Source organism: Streptomyces sp. NBC_00727 (assembly GCF_045161745.1).
Classification (GTDB): Bacteria; Actinomycetota; Actinomycetes; order Streptomycetales; family Streptomycetaceae; genus Streptomyces.
In genome coordinates, this window is sequence record NZ_CP108981.1 from 1034992 (window position 1) to 1053963 (window position 18972).

The 18972-nt window shown below is 72.4% G+C and carries 17 protein-coding genes; 5 read left to right on the forward strand and 12 right to left on the reverse strand.

Going from position 1 to position 18972, the window contains the following annotated elements; genetic code table 11:
- Positions 1 to 128 precede the first annotated feature (128 nt).
- The 6 genes from cobT to OG242_RS04455 form a co-directional block, all read right to left on the reverse strand.
- The gene (gene cobT, locus OG242_RS04430; protein ID WP_405896886.1) at positions 129 to 3449 is read right to left on the reverse strand and encodes a nicotinate-nucleotide--dimethylbenzimidazole phosphoribosyltransferase; all 3321 of its coding nucleotides are present in this window, start codon (positions 3447 to 3449) and stop codon (positions 129 to 131) included.
- A 331-nt stretch (positions 3450 to 3780) separates the two neighbouring features.
- Positions 3781 to 5016, reverse strand: coding sequence for a precorrin-6y C5,15-methyltransferase (decarboxylating) subunit CbiE (cbiE, locus tag OG242_RS04435; RefSeq protein WP_405896887.1), 1236 nt, complete (start codon positions 5014 to 5016; stop codon positions 3781 to 3783).
- Positions 5017 to 5125: 109 nt separating this feature from the next.
- Complete coding sequence (locus tag OG242_RS04440) at positions 5126 to 5803, reverse strand: GNAT family N-acetyltransferase (RefSeq protein ID WP_405896888.1); 678 nt, start codon at positions 5801 to 5803, stop codon at positions 5126 to 5128.
- Positions 5804 to 5905: 102 nt separating this feature from the next.
- Positions 5906 to 6766 carry a MetQ/NlpA family ABC transporter substrate-binding protein gene (locus tag OG242_RS04445; RefSeq protein WP_405896889.1) on the reverse strand — a complete coding sequence of 287 codons (861 nt, stop codon included), beginning with the start codon at positions 6764 to 6766 and terminating at the stop codon, positions 5906 to 5908.
- 71 nt (positions 6767 to 6837) lie between these two features.
- The gene (locus tag OG242_RS04450) at positions 6838 to 7506 is read right to left on the reverse strand and encodes a methionine ABC transporter permease (RefSeq protein ID WP_405896890.1); all 669 of its coding nucleotides are present in this window, start codon (positions 7504 to 7506) and stop codon (positions 6838 to 6840) included.
- Positions 7503 to 8561, reverse strand: a complete 1059-nt coding sequence (locus OG242_RS04455; RefSeq protein WP_405896891.1) for a methionine ABC transporter ATP-binding protein — start codon at positions 8559 to 8561, stop codon at positions 7503 to 7505. The genes OG242_RS04450 and OG242_RS04455 overlap by 4 nt, the downstream gene beginning before the upstream one ends.
- A gap of 594 nt (positions 8562 to 9155) precedes the next feature.
- On the opposite strand from OG242_RS04455, the gene OG242_RS04460 reads away from it, so the two are divergent.
- A complete protein-coding gene (locus OG242_RS04460) occupies positions 9156 to 9515 on the forward strand; it encodes a hypothetical protein (RefSeq protein WP_405896892.1) in 360 nt (119 codons plus the stop codon).
- Between the two features lie 2 nt (positions 9516 to 9517).
- A complete protein-coding gene (locus OG242_RS04465) occupies positions 9518 to 9955 on the forward strand; it encodes a hypothetical protein (protein ID WP_405896893.1) in 438 nt (145 codons plus the stop codon).
- A gap of 34 nt (positions 9956 to 9989) precedes the next feature.
- Here OG242_RS04465 and OG242_RS04470 read toward each other — a convergent pair whose 3' ends face one another.
- Both OG242_RS04470 and OG242_RS04475 read right to left on the reverse strand, forming a co-directional pair.
- Positions 9990 to 10496, reverse strand: coding sequence for a GNAT family N-acetyltransferase (locus OG242_RS04470; protein WP_405896894.1), 507 nt, complete (start codon positions 10494 to 10496; stop codon positions 9990 to 9992).
- Between the two features lie 204 nt (positions 10497 to 10700).
- The gene (locus OG242_RS04475; RefSeq protein WP_405896895.1) at positions 10701 to 11861 is read right to left on the reverse strand and encodes a glycerophosphodiester phosphodiesterase; all 1161 of its coding nucleotides are present in this window, start codon (positions 11859 to 11861) and stop codon (positions 10701 to 10703) included.
- 234 nt (positions 11862 to 12095) lie between these two features.
- Between OG242_RS04475 and OG242_RS04480 the strand changes: the two genes are divergently transcribed.
- Entirely contained in the window at positions 12096 to 12767 is a 672-nt protein-coding gene (locus OG242_RS04480; protein WP_405896896.1) for a lysophospholipid acyltransferase family protein, read from the forward strand.
- 67 nt (positions 12768 to 12834) lie between these two features.
- Here OG242_RS04480 and OG242_RS04485 read toward each other — a convergent pair whose 3' ends face one another.
- The 4 genes from OG242_RS04485 to argH all read right to left on the reverse strand — a co-directional run bounded on the left by OG242_RS04485 (position 12835) and on the right by argH (position 17460).
- Positions 12835 to 14379 (reverse strand): MFS transporter, encoded by a 1545-nt coding sequence (locus OG242_RS04485; RefSeq protein WP_405896897.1) that lies wholly within the window; start codon positions 14377 to 14379, stop codon positions 12835 to 12837.
- Positions 14376 to 14927: a TetR/AcrR family transcriptional regulator gene (locus OG242_RS04490; protein ID WP_405896898.1), complete on the reverse strand. Its 552-nt coding sequence runs from the start codon at positions 14925 to 14927 to the stop codon at positions 14376 to 14378. The genes OG242_RS04485 and OG242_RS04490 overlap by 4 nt, the downstream gene beginning before the upstream one ends.
- Before the next feature lie 62 nt (positions 14928 to 14989).
- Entirely contained in the window at positions 14990 to 15961 is a 972-nt protein-coding gene (locus tag OG242_RS04495; RefSeq protein WP_405896899.1) for an aldo/keto reductase, read from the reverse strand.
- Between the two features lie 65 nt (positions 15962 to 16026).
- The gene (gene argH / locus OG242_RS04500) at positions 16027 to 17460 is read right to left on the reverse strand and encodes an argininosuccinate lyase (protein ID WP_405896900.1); all 1434 of its coding nucleotides are present in this window, start codon (positions 17458 to 17460) and stop codon (positions 16027 to 16029) included.
- A 147-nt stretch (positions 17461 to 17607) separates the two neighbouring features.
- Between argH and OG242_RS04505 the strand changes: the two genes are divergently transcribed.
- Positions 17608 to 18201 (forward strand): pyridoxamine 5'-phosphate oxidase family protein, encoded by a 594-nt coding sequence (locus OG242_RS04505; RefSeq protein WP_405896901.1) that lies wholly within the window; start codon positions 17608 to 17610, stop codon positions 18199 to 18201.
- A 62-nt stretch (positions 18202 to 18263) separates the two neighbouring features.
- Positions 18264 to 18971: a L,D-transpeptidase gene (locus OG242_RS04510; protein ID WP_405896902.1), complete on the forward strand. Its 708-nt coding sequence runs from the start codon at positions 18264 to 18266 to the stop codon at positions 18969 to 18971.
- The last annotated feature ends 1 nt before the right edge of the window (position 18972 follow it).

The window sequence follows — 18972 nt, forward strand, 5'->3', positions numbered from 1 at the left end:
AACCGGGGCGCCGCCCCGGACCCCGCGCCTCAAACGCCGGCGAGGCTGAAAGTGGCCGCGCCACAATCAAGCCCCTCCGGCGTTTGAGGAGCGGGGGTACGGGGGCAGCGCCCCCGCAACGAGCCGCGCTACTTCTCCGTCACGCCCGCCGAGTCGAACGTCGCCACCTCGTGCATCGCACGCGCGGCACTCTGCACGATCGGGAGCGCGAGCAGCGCCCCCGTGCCCTCTCCGAGGCGGAGGTCGAGGTCGACGAGCGGGCGCAGGCCCAGCTTGTTGAGGGCCGCGACATGGCCCGGCTCCGCGCTGCGGTGCCCCGCGATGCAGGCGGCCAGCGCCTCCGGAGCGATCGCCCGGGCCACCAGCGCCGCCGCGCCCGCGCTCACGCCGTCCAGGATCACCGGCGTACGCAGCGACGCGCCGCCCAGCAGGAAGCCGGCCATCGCCGCGTGCTCCAGGCCGCCGACGGCCGCGAGGACGCCGATCGGGTCGGCCGGGTCCGGCTGGTGGAGCTCGAGGGCGCGCCGGACCACGTCGATCTTGCGGGCGTGCATCTCGTCGTTGATGCCGGTGCCGCGGCCGGTCACCTCGGCCGGGTCCATCCCCGTGTACACGCAGATCAGCGCGGCCGACGCCGTCGTGTTGGCGATGCCCATCTCGCCCGTCAGCAGGCCCTTGTTGCCCGCCGCGACCAGATCGCGGGCGGTCTCGACGCCGACCTCGATCGCCGCGTGGACCTCCTCGCGGGTGAGCGCCGGGCCGGTCGTGAAGTCCGCCGTGCCCGCGCGCACCTTCCGGGGCAGCAGGCCCGGCATCGGGGGCAGTTCCGCGACCGCGCCCACGTCGACCACGCACACCTCGGCGCCGACCTGCGAGGCGAACGCGTTGCAGACCGCGCCGCCGCCGAGCATGTTGGCGATCATCTGGCCGGTGACCTCCTGGGGCCACGCCGTGACGCCCTGGGCGTGCACCCCGTGGTCGCCCGCGAAGACCGCGACCGCCGCGGGCTCGGGGATCGGCGGCGGGCACATCCGGGACAGCCCGGACAGCTGCGCCGAGATGATCTCCAGCATGCCGAGCGCACCGGCCGGCTTCGTCATCCGCTTCTGGCGCTCCCACGCCTCGCCGAGCGCCTTGGCGTCCAGCGGGCGGATGTTGGAGATCGTCTCCTGGAGCAGGTCGTGCGGTGCCTCGCCGGGCAGGGCGCGGCGGCCGTACGTCTCCTCGTGGACGACCCAGGACAGCGGGCGCCGCTTGGACCAGCCCGCCTGCATCAGCTCCGGGTCCTCGGGGAACTCGTCCACGTACCCGACACAGAGGTACGCCACGATCTCCAGGTGTTCGGGCAGCCCCAGCGCACGCACCATCTCGCGCTCGTCGAAGAAGCTGACCCAGCCCACGCCCAGGCCCTCGGCCCGTGCCGCCAGCCAGAGGTTCTCCACGGCGAGCGCGGAGGAGTACGGGGCCATCTGCGGCTGGGTGTGCCGGCCGAGCGTGTGGCGGCCGCCCCGCGTCGGGTCGGCGGTGACGACGATGTTGACCGGGGTGTCGAGGATCGCCTCGATCTTCAGTTCCTTGAACTGCTTCGCCCGGGCCTTCGGCAGCGACTGCGCGTACGCCTCCCGCTGCTGCTGCGCCAGCTCGTGCATCGAGCGGCGCGTCTCGGCGGACCGGATGACCACGAAGTCCCACGGCTGCGAGTGCCCGACGCTGGGCGCCGTGTGCGCGGCCTCCAGGACGCGCAGCAGCACCTCGTGCGGGACGGGGTCGCTGCGGAAGCCGTTGCGGATGTCACGGCGTTCCCGCATGACCCGCAGGACCGCCTCCCGCTCGGCGTCGTCGTAACCGGGAGCGGGCGGCGCGATGGGCGCCTCTTCGGACGCCTCGGGCTGTACGGGCTCCGCCTCGTCGCTCAGGTCCGGGGTCTCGATGACCTCGGGGCCCGACTCCGGCTCCGGGGCGGACGCCTCGGGCTGTATCGGCTGCTCGGACGCCGGGGGCGTGACGACGGCCGGGGCGTCCGCCTCCGGCAGGGGGGCGGCTTCCTGCGTGGTTACGGGGGCGGGCTCGGGCTCCGGGGCCGGTGCGGGTACCGCCACGGCGACGGGCTCGGGCTCCGTGGGCTCCGCGACGACGGCGGGCGTCGGCTCGGCCACGGTGACGGTGACGGGTTCGGGGTCGGCAGCCGGTGCGGTCTCGGGCACGGTCGCCGGCTCGGGCTGCGCCACGACAGCGGCCTCCGCCTCGGCGGCCGGGGCGGGCTCGGGCTCCGCGACCGGGGCCGGCTCAGCGACCTGGACGGGCTCGGGCGCAGGGTGCGCGACCGGCTCGGCGATCGGTTCGGTGGCCGGCTCGGTGACCGCTGCGGCGGTCTCGTTCGCCGGTGCCGGGGCGTCGGCGACCTGCGCCTCGGCGGCCGGTGCGGCCTCGGGTGCCGTTGCGTCGGCAACGTGGGCCTCGGGGGCCGGCACAGCCTCGGGCGCGGCCTCCGGAGCGGCCACGGCCTCCGGGGCCGGCACGGCCTCGGGCGCGGCCTCCGGAACGACGACGGTCTCGGCAGGTGCCGCCTCCGCCGCGTCCGGCTCCGCCTCCGGCGCCTCGGTCACCACCGCCGGTTCCTCGGCCACCGGCTGCACGGGCACGGGCCCGGCCTGCGCGGGCGCCTCGGCCACCGGCTCCACCGGCGCGGGCTCCACCCCGGCGGCCTCGGCCGCCACCGCTTCCGGAGCGACCGTTTCTGCTGCCGCCGTCGGCGCCTGCGCCGACCACGCGTTCTGCGGCGGGATCTCGCCGAGCTGCGGGCCAGGGAGGGGCTGCTGCACGGGCTGCGGGTCGAAGTACTCGGGTTCGGCGGTCGCCGGGCCCGCGTGGCGGGCGGCGGCGGCCTGGGGCTGCGCTCCGGCCGGGCCGCGGTCGGCCAGGGAGCGGACCACGCCGGCCCCCGACGTACCGCCGTAGGACGGCTCGGGCGAGGCCGGTCCGCGGTGCAGCGGGCGGCGGACGGGGGCGGGCTGGGGCTGCGGGGCCGGGGAGGGGATGCGGACGGTGCCGAGGTCGACGGAGCCGGAGTCGCGGCCTCCGGACTCGTGCGCGCCGGGGCCGGTCTCGGGCGGCGGCTCGGCGGCGGCCTGGTGCATCGCGTACGCCGGGACCTGCTCCTGGAGCTGGACGGGGCCCTGGGCGTGCGCCGGGTCGGCCGGCTGGGGGTGGAACTGCGGCTGGTAGGCGCCCTGCGCGGCGTCCGCGTAGTGGCCCGTGGCCCGGTCCGCCGGCTGGGGTTCGCCCCAGGCGCCCTGGGCGCGGGGCATCAGCAGGAGGTCGTCGTCCTCGGTGGTCTGCGCGGAGGGTTCGAGGTAGGTGTAGGAGTCCGGCGCGGGGACGCCCGACTGCTCCACCGTGCCCGCGTTCTCCGGCAGTCCCTCGCCCGGGATCCGGCCGGTGTCACTCATGCGTTCCCCTCGCCCATCGTCAGTGCTCCTTCGGCCCTGCGCCCGGGACGCCCGGACACGGCACGCGGTGCTCGTCCAGTGGGACGAGCGGGCGCGCCGCGCGGCACGAATCGGTCGCGGACATCCTGCATTCTCGCGGTCGTTCGCCGCCGCGGCAGGTCATTTCGCCACGGCCCGCTGTGGACTGCGCCACGTTGCGCGTCCCAGGGTGTTGCCGTACCACAGCGGGGACCAAAACGGTTCCCTTTTCCGGACATTGACGAACGAAGCGACGAACGTCCTGGAGCGGTGCGACGATCGGCCAGCCTACCTCGCACCGGTTGCCGACGGGTCAGGGGGCAAGGTCCGAACGCAGTGCGGAGAGCAGAAAGACGACCGTGCGTTCGCGCTCCGACCAGGCGGTCGTGTCGAGTTCGACGGACTGGAGGAGCGAGCAGGCGACCGTGTAGCCGTTTCCGGCCAGTGCGGCACCCAGTGCCTCGGCCTCGTCGCGGGTGGAGGCGTGGGTGACGATCCGCTCCGGCCTGCGGTCGGCGACGGCGGTGGCGACGGGGACGCCGCCGCCTCCGATGCGTACGACGTCGGGTTCGGGCAGCCGTTCCAGTACGTGCGGGGCGCGGCCCTCGACGACCTGGAGCTGGACGCCGAAGGCGCGGGCGGCGGCCGTGGTGCGGGCGCAGGCGGCCGGGTCGCTGTCCACGGCGAGGACGGCGGCGCCGAAGCGGGCCGCCTCCACGGCCAGGGCGCCGCCGCCGGAGCCGATGTCCCAGACGAGGTCGCCGGTGCGGGGGCCGAGGTGGGCGAGCTGGGCGGCGCGCAGGACGGGGCCCTCGCCCTCGCCGCTCACCCCCGTCGGGCGGGCGCCCGGGTCGGGGTAGGCGCCGACGGGCAGGGCCCAGCCGCGTACGCCCTGGGGGTAGGCGGGGTGGCGGCCGGCGATCCAGGCGTCCTCCTGGCGCTCGGGGCCGCCGCCGATGACGATGACGACGTTGGGGTCGCGCCAGACGTGGTCGGCGGCCGTGTCGGAGGTGACGACGGTGACCTGTTCGCGGTCGGTGCCCAGTTCCTCGCAGATGACGAAGGTGCGGTGGACGCCTTCGAGGAGCAGCGCGAGTTCGGCGGGCCCGGCGCCGGGCGAGGTGAGGACGGCGACCTTGTGGTGGGCGCGGCAGACGTTCACCGCGCGGCGCAGCGTACGGGGGTGGGCGACGACCGTCTGGGCGTCCTCCCACGGCATGCCCGCGCGGGCGAAGGCGGTGGCGACGGAGGAGACCGCCGGGACCACCTCGACCTCCAGGCCGTGCGCGGGGGCGCGCAGGGTGCGGACGACGCCGAAGAAGCCGGGGTCTCCGTCGGCGAGGACGACGGCGCTGCCGCGGTGGCCTGCGATGCGGCGGGCGGCGAGGTCGACGGAGCCGAGGCGGATGCGTTCGGCGTCCCGGGGCACTTCGGGCAGCGCGAGGTGGTGGGCGGCGCCGGCGACCAGGGTGGCGGCCGAGAGCGCTGCGGTGGCCGCTCTGGTCAGCGGTGAGCCGTCCCAGCCGATCACTGTGACCCGGTCGGCCATCTTGGTGTCATTCTCCTGGAGTCGTCGCAGGCGGGGCGGGGATGCCCGGAGGCGGGCAGGGTGAGGTTACCCGGTCCCCCCCGATGGGGCGCCGGGGCCCCGGCGCCGGTCAGTTCCAGTCGTTGTAGGTGCCGTAGCCGCCGGCGTCGGCGAGCTGTTCGGCGACGCCTTCGAGGTCTTCGGGGAGCAGGCCCCAGACGATGAGGTCGGTGCGGATGTCGGTCCATCCTCCGTCCTGCGTCTGCGAGCGCGCTATCCGGGCGTTGCGCAGGACGCCCTCGCTGATGCAGCCGAGCTTCTGCGCGACCTGCTGGGAGGCGGTGTTGTCGGCGGCGGTGCGCAGTTCGATGCGTTCGAAGCCCTGGTCGCGGAAGAGCCACTGGGCGACGGCGAGGACGGACTCGGTGGCGTACCCCTCGCCACGCGCCCAGGGGGCTGTGATGTAGGCGGCCTCGGTGGAGAGGGTGCGCCAGTCGGTGTTGCGCAGCCGTACGGAGCCGACGAGGCGCTGGGTGAGGAACTCGGTGACGGCCAGGGCGATCCCGTCGCCCTTGGTGCGGTGTGCGGGAGCGATCCTGCGCACCCAGCGTTCGGCGTCGACCTGGGTGTAGGGGTGGGGCGCTCCGGTCCAGGCGGTGACGAGTTCGTCGTTCATCATCTCGATGTACGCGGGGATGTCCGCCATGTCGAATGGGCGCAGCACCAGCCGGTCCGTGCTGATGGAGATGTCCGGGAAGGTGGAAGTCATGCGCAGCTCCATGCCGAAGACCGTGTAAATGCACAGCATGCAGCATCACCGGGACCGCGTGCATGGCCGGGTCCGTACGGCGGGGCCCCGCACCTCCCGGGCGGGGTGTGCGGGGCTCCTGGGGCAAGTGCCGTGTACGGGTCAGGACTTGGCGGCGTCACCGAAGGCGGGAATGACCGAGCCCTGGTAGGTGTCCTCGATGAACTTCTTGACCTCGTCGGAGTGGAGGAGCTTCACGAGCTTCTGGACGCGGGCGTCCTTCTCGTTGCCCTTCTTCACGGCGATGATGTTGGCGTACGGGTTGCCGTCGGCCTTCTCCAGGACGAGGGCGTCCTTGCCGGGCTTGAGCTTGGCCTCGATGGCGTAGTTGCCGTTGATGACGGCGGCGTCCACGTCGTTCAGAGCGCGCGGGACCGTGGCGGCCTCCAGCTCCTTGAACTCCAGGCCCTTCTTGTCGGTGATGTCGCTCAGCTTGGCGCTGGTGCCGACGCCGTCCTTGAGGGTGATGAGGTTGTTCTCGGCGAGCAGCTGGAGCGCGCGGCCCTCGTTGGTGGTGTCGTTGGGGACGGCGATGGTCTGGCCGGCCTTGATGGAGTCGAGGCCCTTGACCTTCTTGGAGTAGAGGCCGAGGGGTTCGAGGTGGACGGTGCCGACGGAGACCAGGTGGGTGTCGTTCTTCTTGTTGAAGTCGTCCAGGTAGGGCTGGTGCTGGAAGAAGTTGGCGTCGACCTGGCCGGTCTCGGTGGCGGTGTTCGGCAGGACGTAGTCCGTGAACTCCTTCACCTCCAGCTTGAGGCCGGCCTTGTCGGCGAGGTTCTTCTTGACGAAGCCGAGGATGTCGGCGTGCGGCGTCGGGGACGCGGCGACGACGAGGGCCTTGGATGTGTCGGTGCCGGTGCCGCTCTTGGCCGCCGGGTCGGAGTCCGTGCCGCAGGCGGTGAGGCCGAGGGCGAGGGCGGTGGTGGCCGCGGCGGCGGCGGTGATCTTGATGCTGGTACGCACGAAAAGTGCCTCTTTCAGGTGGTGATGGTGGAGCGCCCGGACAAGGAGTGCGGGCTTGGTGAGGAGAGAAGTCAGGAGGTGCGGCCGCGGCGGGCCAGCAGGCGGACGGCGAGGTCGCCGATCAGCTGGACGAGGGTCACGATGACGATCAGCAGCGCGACGGTGATCAGCATGAAGCGGTTGTCGAAGCGCTGGAATCCGTAGGTGACGGCCTTGGAGCCGAGCCCTTCGCCGCCGACCGCGCCGGCCATCGCGGAGTAGCCGATGAGCACGATGACGGTGGTGGTGATGGAGGAGACGAGGGATGGCAGGGCCTGCGGGAGGAGGACCTTGCGGACGATCGTCGTGATGGAGCCGCCCATGGACTGGACGGCCTCGACGAGCCCGTGGTCGACCTCGCGGACGGCCGTCTCGACGAGCCGGGCGAAGAAGGGGACGGCGCCGACGGCGAGCGGCACGATCATCGCGGTGGGGCCGATGAAGGTGCCGACGACCCAGGTGGTGAAGGGGATCAGGGCGATCAGCAGGATGATGAACGGCAGTGAGCGGCCGATGTTCACGATCGCACCGACGACCTTGTTCACCGGGGTGTTCTGCAGCAGGCCGCCCTTGTCGGTGAGGACGAGCAGGACGCCGAGCGGAAGCCCGGCCAGGACGGTGACGAGGGCGGACCACAGCACCATGTAGAGGGTGTCGACGGTGCCCTGGGTCAGCAGCGGCTGCATTTCGGACCAGGTCACTTCGCCACCTCCTTGGTGAGCGGTGCGGGGGTGGTGACGGGTTCGGCGTCTGTTCCGTCGACGAGCTCGGCCTGGAGCCCCTGCTCGCGCAGGAAGCCGATCGGGACGACGTTCTCCTCGAACCGGCCGGGCAGTTCGATGCGCATGCGGCCGATCTGCTTGCCGCCGACGGTGTCCATCGCGGCGCCCAGGATCGAGATGTCGATGTTGTACGTACGGGAGAGCTGGGAGATCACCGGGCGGGCGGCGGCCTCGCCGTGGAAGGTGACGTCGACGACGGTGCGGTCCGGCGCGGAGGCGGTGCCGCCGACGGGGAACAGCTCGTGGGCCAGCTCGGAGCCGGGGGTGGCGAGCAGTTCGCCGACGGTGCCGGACTCGACGACCCGGCCGCCCCGCATCAGCGCGGCGGAGTCGCAGATGGTCTTGACGACGTCCATCTCGTGCGTGATGAGCAGGACGGTGAGCCCCAGCTGCTGGTTGAGGTCGCGCAGGAGCTGGAGGATGGAGCGGGTGGTCTCGGGGTCCAGGGCGGAGGTCGCCTCGTCGGAGAGCAGCACCTTGGGGTCGCCGGCGAGTGCGCGGGCGATGCCGACGCGCTGCTTCTGGCCGCCGGAGAGCTGGCCGGGGTAGGACTCGGCCTTGTCGGCGAGGCCGACCAGGTCCAGGAGTTCGAGGGCCTTGCGGGAGCGCTCGCGGCCGGTGACGCCGAGGATCTCCAGCGGGAGTTCGACGTTGCGCCGCACGGTGCGGGAGGCCAGCAGGTTGAAGTGCTGGAAGACCATGCCGATGCGGCTGCGCGCCTCGCGGAGTTCCTTGCCGGCCCGGCGGCCCCGGCCCGCGAGGGCGGTGAGGTCCTGGCCGGCCACGGTCACGGTGCCCGAGGTGGGGCGTTCCAGGAGGTTGACGCAGCGGATCAGGGAGGACTTGCCGGCGCCGCTGCGGCCGATGACGCCGTACACCTCGCCTTCGCGAACGTGCAGGTCGACGCCGTCCAGGGCGGTGACCTCCCGGTCGCGCGACCGGTAGACCTTCGTGAGGCCCGTCGTGGTGATCACAGGGGTTTCCGTCACTGTCGAGTGCGCGGCGCGGTGTCCGCCGGGCACGGGGCATGCGTCCGGGGGTGATCCGGACATTTCGATCGGACGTTCCGAGCAGCTTCCCGGGGCGGCCGGGCGCGGCGGTCACCGCGGGCCGGGGCCCGTGCGGGCTCGTTCCGCTGGGTGCGGACGGCCGGGGGGAAGGGGTCTCGCTTCGGGGCGCGAGGCTCGGTCGTGGGCCCTCAGAAGGCGCGCATTCGACCCATACAACGAGCACCGGGCGTCGTGATCGCCTCGGTCGCAAGGATGCGGCTGCTCGTCGTGGTCATGGGCACAAGTAAAACAGACGTGAGGTTCCCGCCGGACCGATTGTCCGAATAGCGGACAGCGGTGGATGAGGCGGTACGGCAGACTCGTATCAGCCGACGAATTCCAGCCACACGGCTCTGACCTGCTCTTATGTACTCAAGGAGTGGCCGGTGTCGTTGTTTTCCCGGCGATCGGAAGCGGCGCACTCTGTGGTCAAGGCCACCATCGACCGCCCTGGCGCGCTTCCCGCGGCGAACCGGGGGCGCACGCGGCGGGTCCGGCGCGCCGTAATACCCTCGGCTCATGCTCGACGCCCTGACGGTCGCGGTCGCCGCGGCCGCCCTCGCCCTCGCCGCCTGGTGCGGATTCGCCGCCTACCGGGACCAGCCCACCAAGGACTGGCACTTCATCGGCATGGCCGTCGTCTCGCTGCTGGCCCTGGCGCAGCTGGTCGTGGGGATCGTGCGGCTGGCCCGCGGCGAGCGGCCCGAGCAGGGCATGACCATCTTCATCGCCTATCTGGCCGGGGCGTTCCTCGCCGTGCCGGCGGCGGGGTTCCTGTCGCTGAGCGAGCGGACCCGCTGGGGCTCGGTGACGGTGGCGGCGGGCGCGGTCGTCCTGGCCGTCCTCGAAGTACGGCTCTACGACATCTGGGGAAGCTGACCGTGACCGACACCGACACCACGCAGGCGACGGCCGGCGGCGAGAAGCGCCCCTTCGACCTCGGCACCGGTCCCGGGCGCGTCCTGGTCTGGTTCTACGGCGTGTTCACCGTGGCGGCGGCGTCCCGCTCGATCGTCCAGATGATCCTGGACTTCGGCCGCGCGCCCCTGGCCTATGTACTGTCGGCGGTCGCCGCGGCCGTCTACGGCTTCATCACGTACTCGCTGGTGCGCGGCGGCGAACGGGCGCGCCGGACCGCACTGGTGTGCTGCGCCGCGGAGCTCGTCGGGGTGCTGGTCGTGGGGACGTGGACGCTGGTGGAGCCGTCCGCGTTCGCCGACGCGACCGTGTGGTCGTACTGCGGCCGGGACTACCTGTTCATCCCGGTGATCCTGCCGGTGACCGGGATGATGTGGCTGCGCCGCGCCCGTACCGCGTAACGGCTGGGGCGCGGCGCTCGCCATACGGGTACGGCTAGGCGCTGGCCACGTACGCGGCGGGGGCCTGGGCCTCCTTCTCCAGCAGGATCATCATGACCCCGTCGCTGCCGGTGGCGTTGCCCACGGTGGCGTAGCCCGCGCGCTGGTAGAGCCTCAGGTTGGCCTCGCTGCGGTGGCCGGTGTGCAGCCGGAAGCGGGTGGCGGCGCGCTCGTCGGTGAGGCCCGCCTCCGCCGCCCGCAGCAGCCGGGCGCCGAGGCCGTGGCCGCGGAGGCGGGGGTGGACGCAGAGCCGGCCGATCTGGCCCGTGCCCTCCTGGTCGGTCGAGCCGCGTACCGAGCCGACGACCTCGTCGCCGAGCCGGGCCACGTACACCAGGTTCTCCGCGATCTCGGCGCGGACCGAGTCGAGGGTCTGGACGAGCGGGTCGATGCGGTAATTGCCGTACAGCTCCGCCTCGCTCTGGAAACAGAGGTACTGCAGCTTCAGAATCTCTTCGGCGTCCTGCGCGTCCGCCGCCGAGATGATCACGCTCATGCCCATGTGCGCATGCCTCCCGCTCACCTGATCCGCCGGTTGTCTACGGCTCCTTTCCCACGCTCCAGGAGCGACAACCTCCGCCGCGAGCATTCTGCGCAGACATCCAAGGCGACGGGAACGGATGGGGCCCAAACTCCCCTGTGACATAGCCAACTCCCCTGGGATGTGACGGGAGCCGGGTACTGACGGGGAGTCGGGCCCGCCGTCCTACCTCTTCGCCGCGAAGTCCGCCGCCGCGAGCAGGGCGGTGTCCGGGTTGTCAGAGAAGATCCCGTCGATCCCGGTCGCGAAGTACGCGGCGAACGCGCCGAAGGCGTCCCCGTACGCGTTGGGGTCGCCGCCGCGCCGGAAGTCGGCGGGCAGGAAGGTGTTCTCGTTGCGCATCGTGTACGGGTGGAGGACGAGGCCCTGTGCGTGGGCGTCGCGCACCAGGGTGGTGGGTTCGGTGAGCCGGCCGGCGGCGTCCTTGGGGATGATCAGGTCCAGGGTGGGGCCGATGCCCTGGGCGAAGGAGGCCATCCACTTCAGGCCGGCCGGCTTCACGAGGTCGTCCGTGGTGCGCGGGTCGCCGGACACCTCGAAGTCCCAGGGCCGGGTGCCGGTGCCGGAGAGCAGGACGATGCGCGGGGTGGCGACGAGCCGCGCCAGGCGCTGGATGCTGCCCGGCTCGAAGGACTGGAGGATCAGCGGGGACTGGGCGCGGTGCCGCCCGTAGCGGCGCAGCAGCTTGGCCAGCGGCTCCTCCAGGCCGAGCCCGAGCCCCCGGAAGTAGGTGGGGTGCTTGGTCTCGACGTACAGCCAGACGGGCTTTCCGCGGCGGCGGCCCTCGCGGTCGGCCCAGCGCAGGACCTCCTCGAAGGTGGGAACCTCCCAGCGGCCGTCGTAGAGCGTGTTCTTCTGCCGATTGGCCGGGATGCGCTCCTTGGCGCGCAGCGTCTTCAGCTCGGCGAGGGTGAAGTCCTCGGTGAACCATCCGGTCAGGGAGACGCCGTCGACGGGCTTCGTGGTCTTCCGGTTCGCGAACTCGGGGTGCGCGGAGACGTCGGTGGTGGCGGTGATGTCGTTCTCGTGGCGGCAGACGAGGTGGCCGTCGCGGGTGGGGACGAGGTCCTGCTCGATGATGTGCGCGCCCATGTCGAGGGCGAGCTGGTAGGAGCCCAGGGTGTGTTCGGGTCGGTAGCCGCTGGTGCCCCGGTGGCCGATGACCGTGGGGACGGGCAGGTCGAGGCGGTGGCCGCCGCCGTGTCCGCCGTTCCGGCCGGCCGCCTGCGCCGTTGTGGTGACGCCCAGGGCGGCGGTTCCGAGGACGGCGGCCCCCGCCCCGATGACGGTCCGTCGTCCCGGCGCGGCCTGCGCACGCTCTGTCATGAATGCTCCTCGCATGTGATGTACGGCACCTGTCGAGCGAGGATCGAGCGTAGGCAGGGGCACGCTCCTGGGGGCGGCACCTGGAAGAACATGGCGCGAACACATGTCAACACGCTGTATCCGATGCGTGAACCCGATGTGCGATCGGCCGGTACCCGCGAGTATCGTCCTCACCTGCATGGACCTTCACAATCCGTCGCCCCGGCCGGCCCGGCCACAACACCGGAGGAAGCGTTGTCCCGTCTCGCACTCATCAAGGCAGTGCTCGGACCGATCCTGCGCCTGATGTTCCGTCCCCGGACGGAGGGCATCGAGAACATCCCGGGCTCCGGGCCGGTGATCCTGGCGGGCAACCACCTGACGTTCATCGACTCGATGATCATGCCGATCTGCTGCGACCGGCCGGTGTTCTTCATCGGCAAGGACGAGTACGTCACGGGCAAGGGAATCAAGGGCAGGCTGATGGCCTGGTTCTTCACGGGCGTGGGCATGATCCCGGTGGACCGCGACGGCGGGCGCGGCGGGGTCGCGGCGCTGATGACGGGCCGGCGGATCCTGGAGGAGGGCAAGGCCTTCGCGATCTACCCGGAGGGCACCCGCTCCCCCGACGGCCGGCTCTACCGGGGCCGTACGGGCATCGCGCGGCTGACGCTGATGACGGGCGCGCCGGTGGTGCCGTTCGCGATGATCGGCACGGACAAGCTCCAGCCGGGCGGCTCGGGCCTGCCCCGGCCGGGCAAGGTGACGGTGCGCTTCGGTGAGCCGATGGAGTTCTCCCGGTACGAGGGCATGGACCGCGACCGCTATGTGCTGCGGGCGGTGACGGACTCCGTGATGACCGAGGTGATGCGGCTGTCCGGACAGGAGTACGTCGACATGTACGCGACGAAGGCGAAGGCGGCCTGATCCGCTGACGCACGCGTGAGGGCCCGCCCCGGCCGGGGCGGGCCCTCACGCGTGTCCGGGGCCGGTGCTACTCGTGGACGATGCCCTCCTCCAGCTCCTGCCCGCGCAGCAGGAACCAGGCGGCGGCCGCCGTGGCCACGAGGACGACGGCGCCGATGACCGAGGCGAGGTGCAGCCCGCCCACGAAGGCGTCCTGGGCGGCGGTGACCATCTCGGCGGCCTCGTGCGGCGGCAGCAGGTGCGAGGACTCCACGGCGCCGCCGAGCGATTCGTGCGCGGCGTCCGAGACGGCGGGCGGAGTGCCGGGCGGTGCGGTGAAGTCCTTGTAGGCGCCGGTCACGATGGAGCCGAGCAGCGCGATGCCGAGCGCCGCGCCCAGCTCGTACGCCGTCTCGGAGACCGCGGAGGCGGCGCCCGCGTGTTCCTTGGGGACGCTGGAGAGGATGACGTCGGACGTCACGGTGAACGCGAAGCCCGCGCCGACGCCGACGATCAGGAGCAGCGCGCCGATCAGCGGGTAGGCCGTGTCCCGGTGGACGGCGGCGACCGCGGCCAGCGCCAGGCCGATCGCGCCGAGCCCGCCGGCCACCACCACCCGTACGGTGAGCCGCCGGGCGACCGTGCCCGCCAGCAGGCCCGCGGTGACCGCTCCCACGGCGGCGGGCAGTTCGGCGAGCCCGGCCTCCAGCGGTCCGCGGCCCTGGACCAGCTGGAGGAACTGGGAGAGGAAGAAGACGATCCCGGACAGGCCGAGGATGGTCAGCAGGTCGGCGAGGACCGCGCCGGAGAAGCCCCGGTGGTGGAAGAGCCGCATGTCCAGCAGCGGGGCGGGGAGCCGGAACTGACGGCGTACGAACCAGATCAGCGCCAGCAGGCCGGCGACGCCCACCAGGGCGGAGATCCAGCTCGCGCCGTGCGCGGCCATCTCCTTGACGGCGTAGACGACCCCGATCATGCCGACCAGTGAGAGACCCACGCTCGGCAGGTCCCACGGCCCGGGTGCCGGGTTCTTCGATTCGGGGATCATCTTGACGCCGACCGCCACGAGCACCGCCATGACGGGCAGGTTGATCAGGAAGACCGAGCCCCACCAGAAGTGTTCGAGCAGGAAGCCGCCGACGACGGGCCCGACGGCCGCACCGGCCGAGGCCATCGCGCCCCAGATGCCGATGGCGAGGCTGCGCTCGCGGGGGTCGTGGAAGAGGTTGCGGATCAGGGCGAGGGTGGACGGCATCAGGGTGGCGCCCGCGACGCCGAGCAGCGCCCGCGCCACGATCATCATCTCGGGCGTGTGCGCGTACGCGTTGAGCACCGAGACCGCGCCGAAGGCCGTGGCGCCGCACAGCAGCAGCTTCTTGCGGCCGATGCGGTCACCGAGGCTGCCCATGGAGACGAGGAGCCCGGCGATGACGAAGGAGTAGACGTCACCGATCCAGAGCAGCTGGGTGCCGGTCGGCTCCAGGTCCTCGCTGAGGAACGGGGTCGCCAGGCCGAGCACGGTCGCGTCGACGGCCACCAGCAGCACGGCGAGGACGAGGACGGCCAGCGCGATCCACCGCCCGGGGCGGTACGGCTCGACGGCGGGCTCCGGCTGCTCTTCGACACTGCTCATTGCTCCACGCTCCGGCGTGCGCCGCCGAGCAGCAACTCGACGATCATGTACGGGAAGTCCCGCGCGGCCACCCGGCCCGCCTGAACGGCCCACGCCCCGCTGCCGATGAGTCCGTACAGCGCCTCGGTCAGCCACGCCGGGGTCAGGTCGATGCGGAATTCGCCGCGTTCCTGGCCGCGCCGGAAGAAGGCGGCGACGCGGGCGTCCAGCCGGTCCCAGCCGGCGTTCTGGTCGTCGCCCTCGAAGAGCTGGTTCTCGGTCACGAGGAACGAGAGCAGTCCGGCGCCCGGCTCGACGGCGACGACGAACCGGCGCAGCGCCTCCTCGCTGGTGCCCTCGTCCATCGCGGCGGAGTCGAGCGCCGCCTCGAACTCCTGGATGCCCAGCTCCTCCAGCGCCCTCACCAGCGCGTCCCGGCCGGCGAAGTGCCGGTGCAGGGTGGCGCGCCCGATGCCGGCCGCCCTGGCGACCTCGTCCATGGTGGCGGTGGATTTACGGGTCAGCAGGGCGGCGGCACTGCGCAGCACCTGCTCACGGTCAAGAGTCATGAGACGACACTAACCCGAATGAGACACCGATGTCTCATTCGGGTGAGTGGCGTCCCTGTGGCTCAGCTCCAGGGCAGTGAAGCGCGGTGGCGCCAGTACGCCTCCGGCTCCTCGACCAGGGCGTCCAGCCGGGCCCGCCGCTCCTCGTCGAGGACGGGGACGGCCGCATGGAGGTTGCCGGAGAGCTGGGCGACGGTGGCCGCGCCGGAGAGCACGACCCCGGCCCACGGCTGATGGAGCACCAGGGCCAGCGCGACCGCGTCGCTGCCGAGCCCCTCCTCGCCGGCGATCTCCCGGACCACGGCGGGCGCCTGGTCCCCCGCGAGCCGGCCGTTGGCCATGCCCTCCTTGACGATGACGGTGAGCCCGGCCGCGTGCGCCTCGGCGAGCGCGGGCCCCGCCGAGGTCTCCAGCGCGTTGTAGGTGGCCTGGACCGTACGGAAGAGGGGGGCGCCGTCGGTCGTGACGGCGAGGGCGGCGAGGATCGCCTCGGCCTGGGCGGGGCCGCTGGTGGAGAGGCCGACGCTGACGCCCTGGGCGGCCAGTTCGGCGAGGCGGGCGTGGAGTTCCTTGTCGGTGAGCGCCGGACTGTCCGGGGTCACCGAGTGGATCTGGTACAGGTCGAGCCGGTCCCCGAGCAGGGCGGCGGATTCGGCGCGCTGGCGTTCGAACGCGGCGAGGCTGTGGTCCTTCACCTCGTGCGCCTCGGCGTCGGGGCTCCAGTCGGCGGTGTAGGTGTACCCCCATTTGCTGCCGACGACGACGTCGTCCGCCTCGGGGTGCGCCGTCAGCCAGCCGGCCAGGAACTCCTCGGCGCGCCCGTAGGAGCGGGCGGCGTCGAAGTAGCGGACGCCCTGCGCGTAGGCGGCGTCGAGGAGTTCGTGCGTACGGTCGCGCAGGGCGTCGGGCGAGCGGTCGGCCGGCAGGTCGCGGTCGCGGTGGAGGTTGATGTAGCCGGGCCTGCCGACGGCGGCCAGGCCGAGCCCGATGTGGGCGGTGGGGGTGGTCGCTTCGGAAAGTCGGGCGAACGGCATCGCGGGCTCCTCGTCGTCGGGCAGGACGCGCCTACCCTCCAACGTAGCCCGCGATGCGTCCGCGACTACTTGTGCGCGTCCGCCCAGGCGTGCTGCACGGCGAGGTCCGCCTTGACCTCGGCCAGTTGGGTGGCGACGGCCGAGGGGGCGGTGCCGCCGCGCCCGCTGCGGGAGGCGAGGGCGCCGGCCACGTCGAGGACGGTGCGGACCTCCGGGGTGAGGTGCTCGGAGATCTTCGCGAACTGCTCGTCCGTCAGCTCGTCGAGCTCGATGCCGTGGTGCTCGCACTCCTTGACGCACTCGCCGGCGACCTCGTGGGCGACGCGGAACGGCACGCCCTTCCTGACCAGCCACTCCGCGATGTCGGTGGCGAGCGAGAAGCCGGCCGGGGCGAGCTCCTCCATGCGCTCCCGGTTGACGGTGAGCGTCGCCATCATGCCGGTGAAGGCGGGGAGCAGGACCTCCAGCTGGTCGCAGGAGTCGAAGACCGGCTCCTTGTCCTCCTGGAGGTCGCGGTTGTACGCGAGCGGCAGGGCCTTGAGCGTGGCCATCAGGCCGGTGAGGTTGCCGATGAGCCGGCCCGACTTGCCCCGGGCGAGTTCGGCGATGTCCGGGTTCTTCTTCTGCGGCATGATCGAGGAGCCGGTGGAGAAGGCGTCGTGCAGGGTGACGAAGGAGAACTCCTTCGTGTTCCAGATGATGATCTCCTCGGCGATCCGGGAGAGGTTGACGCCGATCATCGCGGTGACGAACGCGAACTCGGCGACGAAGTCCCGCGAGGCCGTGCCGTCGATGGAGTTGCCCACCGAACCGCGCTCGAAGCCGAGGTCGGCCGCGACCGCCTCCGGGTCCAGGCCCAGCGAGGACCCGGCCAGCGCGCCGGAGCCGTACGGCGAGACGGCGGTCCGCTCGTCCCACTGCCGCAGCCGCTCCGCGTCCCGGGACAGCGACTGCACGTGGGCCAGGACGTGGTGGGCGAAGAGCACCGGCTGGGCGTGCTGGAGGTGCGTACGGCCGGGCATGGCGACGTCCGGGTGGGCCTCGGCGAGGCCGACCAGGGCGTCCTGGAGGTCGGCGACCAGGCCGCCGATGACGCGGGCGTGGTCGCGCAGGTACATCCGGAAGAGCGTGGCGATCTGGTCGTTGCGGGACCGGCCGGCGCGGAGCTTGCCGCCGAGGTCGGGGCCGAGCCGTTCCAGCAGGCCGCGCTCCAGGGCGGTGTGGACGTCCTCGTCGGCGATGGTGCCGGTGAAGGAGCCGTCGGCCACGTCCGCTTCGAGCTGGTCGAGCCCGGCGGTCATCCGGTTCAGCTCGTCCTCGGTGAGCAGGCCCGCCTTGTTGAGGACGCGGGCGTGGGCACGGGAGCCGGCGATGTCGTACGGCGCGAGCCGCCAGTCGAAGTGGACGGACGCGGACAGCCGGGCCAGCGCCTCGGCCGGTCCGTCGGCGAAGCGGGCGCCCCAGAGACGTACGTCGCCGTTGCCGTTGCCGTTACTCACTGCGTGCTCCTCGGAAGTGCCACTGTTAGGCATAACTATGCAGAGCTCTGCATGACTTGTCAAAGCGGGTGTCGGTCGCTCGCTCGCAGCCGTCCCGAGGGGCGAAATTCCCTCGGCACTCCGGGGACCGCCGTCGATACTCGCCCCATGGGGAAAACATACGAACGCATCGACGGCCGGCTGCGGACCTTCATCGAGGAACAGCCCGTGTTCTTCACGGCGACCGCGCCGCTGGACGGGGAGGGCACGGTCAACCTCTCCCCCAAGGGCGTCAGCGGCTCCTTCGCCGTGCTGGACGAGCGGCACGTGGCGTACCTGGACTTCGCCGGGAGCAACGCCGAGACGGTGGCCCATCTGCGCGAGAACGGACGGATCACCCTCATGTGGTGCGCCTTCCAGGGCCCGCCGAACATCGTGCGGGTGCACGGCCGGGGCGAGCCCGTCTTCCGCGACGACCCCCGCTTCCCGGAACTCCTCGGCCGGTTCGCCGGGGTCGACGCCTCCGCGCACGGGCTGCGGGCGGTCATCGTGGTCACGGCCGAGCTGATCCGGGACACCTGCGGCTACGGCGTCCCCTTCATGACGTACGACCAGGACCGCACACTGCACGGGCAGCGCTTCGCGCGGGAGGACGACGCCTCGCTGAGCGCCTACTTCGAGAAGAAGGAGCACATCGCCACCAGCATCGACGGACTGCCGGGACTCCCCCTGCCCCTGCCGGCGATGCCGCCCGCGCCCTGAACGGCGCACCCGCCGACCGCGCTTCCGTATGACGGGGCGTCGGGCGGCCTACAGTCCGTGGCATGCGAGGACTCGTGACGACCGCCGCCGTCCTGCTGGCCCTCGGCACCGTCGCCGGGGCCGGCCGGCCGCCGCTGGTCACCGCCCCGCTGCCGACGCGGCTCGCGGACACGGGCGGCGGCACCCAGCTCATCACCGCCACGGCGGACTCCACCTCTTCCACCGTCGGCACCCTCACCTGGTGGGACCTGCGCAACGGAAGGTGGACCCCCGCCGGGACCGCCGTCGCACGGTTCGGCTCAAAGGGGCTCACCGAGGGCGCCACCCGCACGCAGGGCACGTACACGACACCGACCGGCGTCTACGACCTGCCGTACGCCTTCGGGGTCGCGGCCGCGCCCGCCGGCACCCGCTTCCCGTACCGGCGGGCCACCGCCGGGTCCTGGTGGTGCGAGGACAACGAGGCGCGCGCCTACAACCGCTGGGCCGAGCCGCTGCCCCCGGACTGCCGGGCGTCGGAGTCCGAGCAGATCACCGCGTACCCCACGCGGTACGCCCGCGCGCTCGTCATCGGCTTCAACTACGACAAGCCGGTACGCGGCCGGGGCGCCGGGATCTTCCTGCACGTCAACGGGAAGGGCGCGACCGCCGGTTGCGTCTCCGTACCGGCGGACGCGATGGACCGCATCCTGGCCTGGGCCGATCCGGCCCGCAGCCCGCACATCGCGATCGGCACCGTCGCCGGCGCGACCGCGGTCACCCACTACTGAC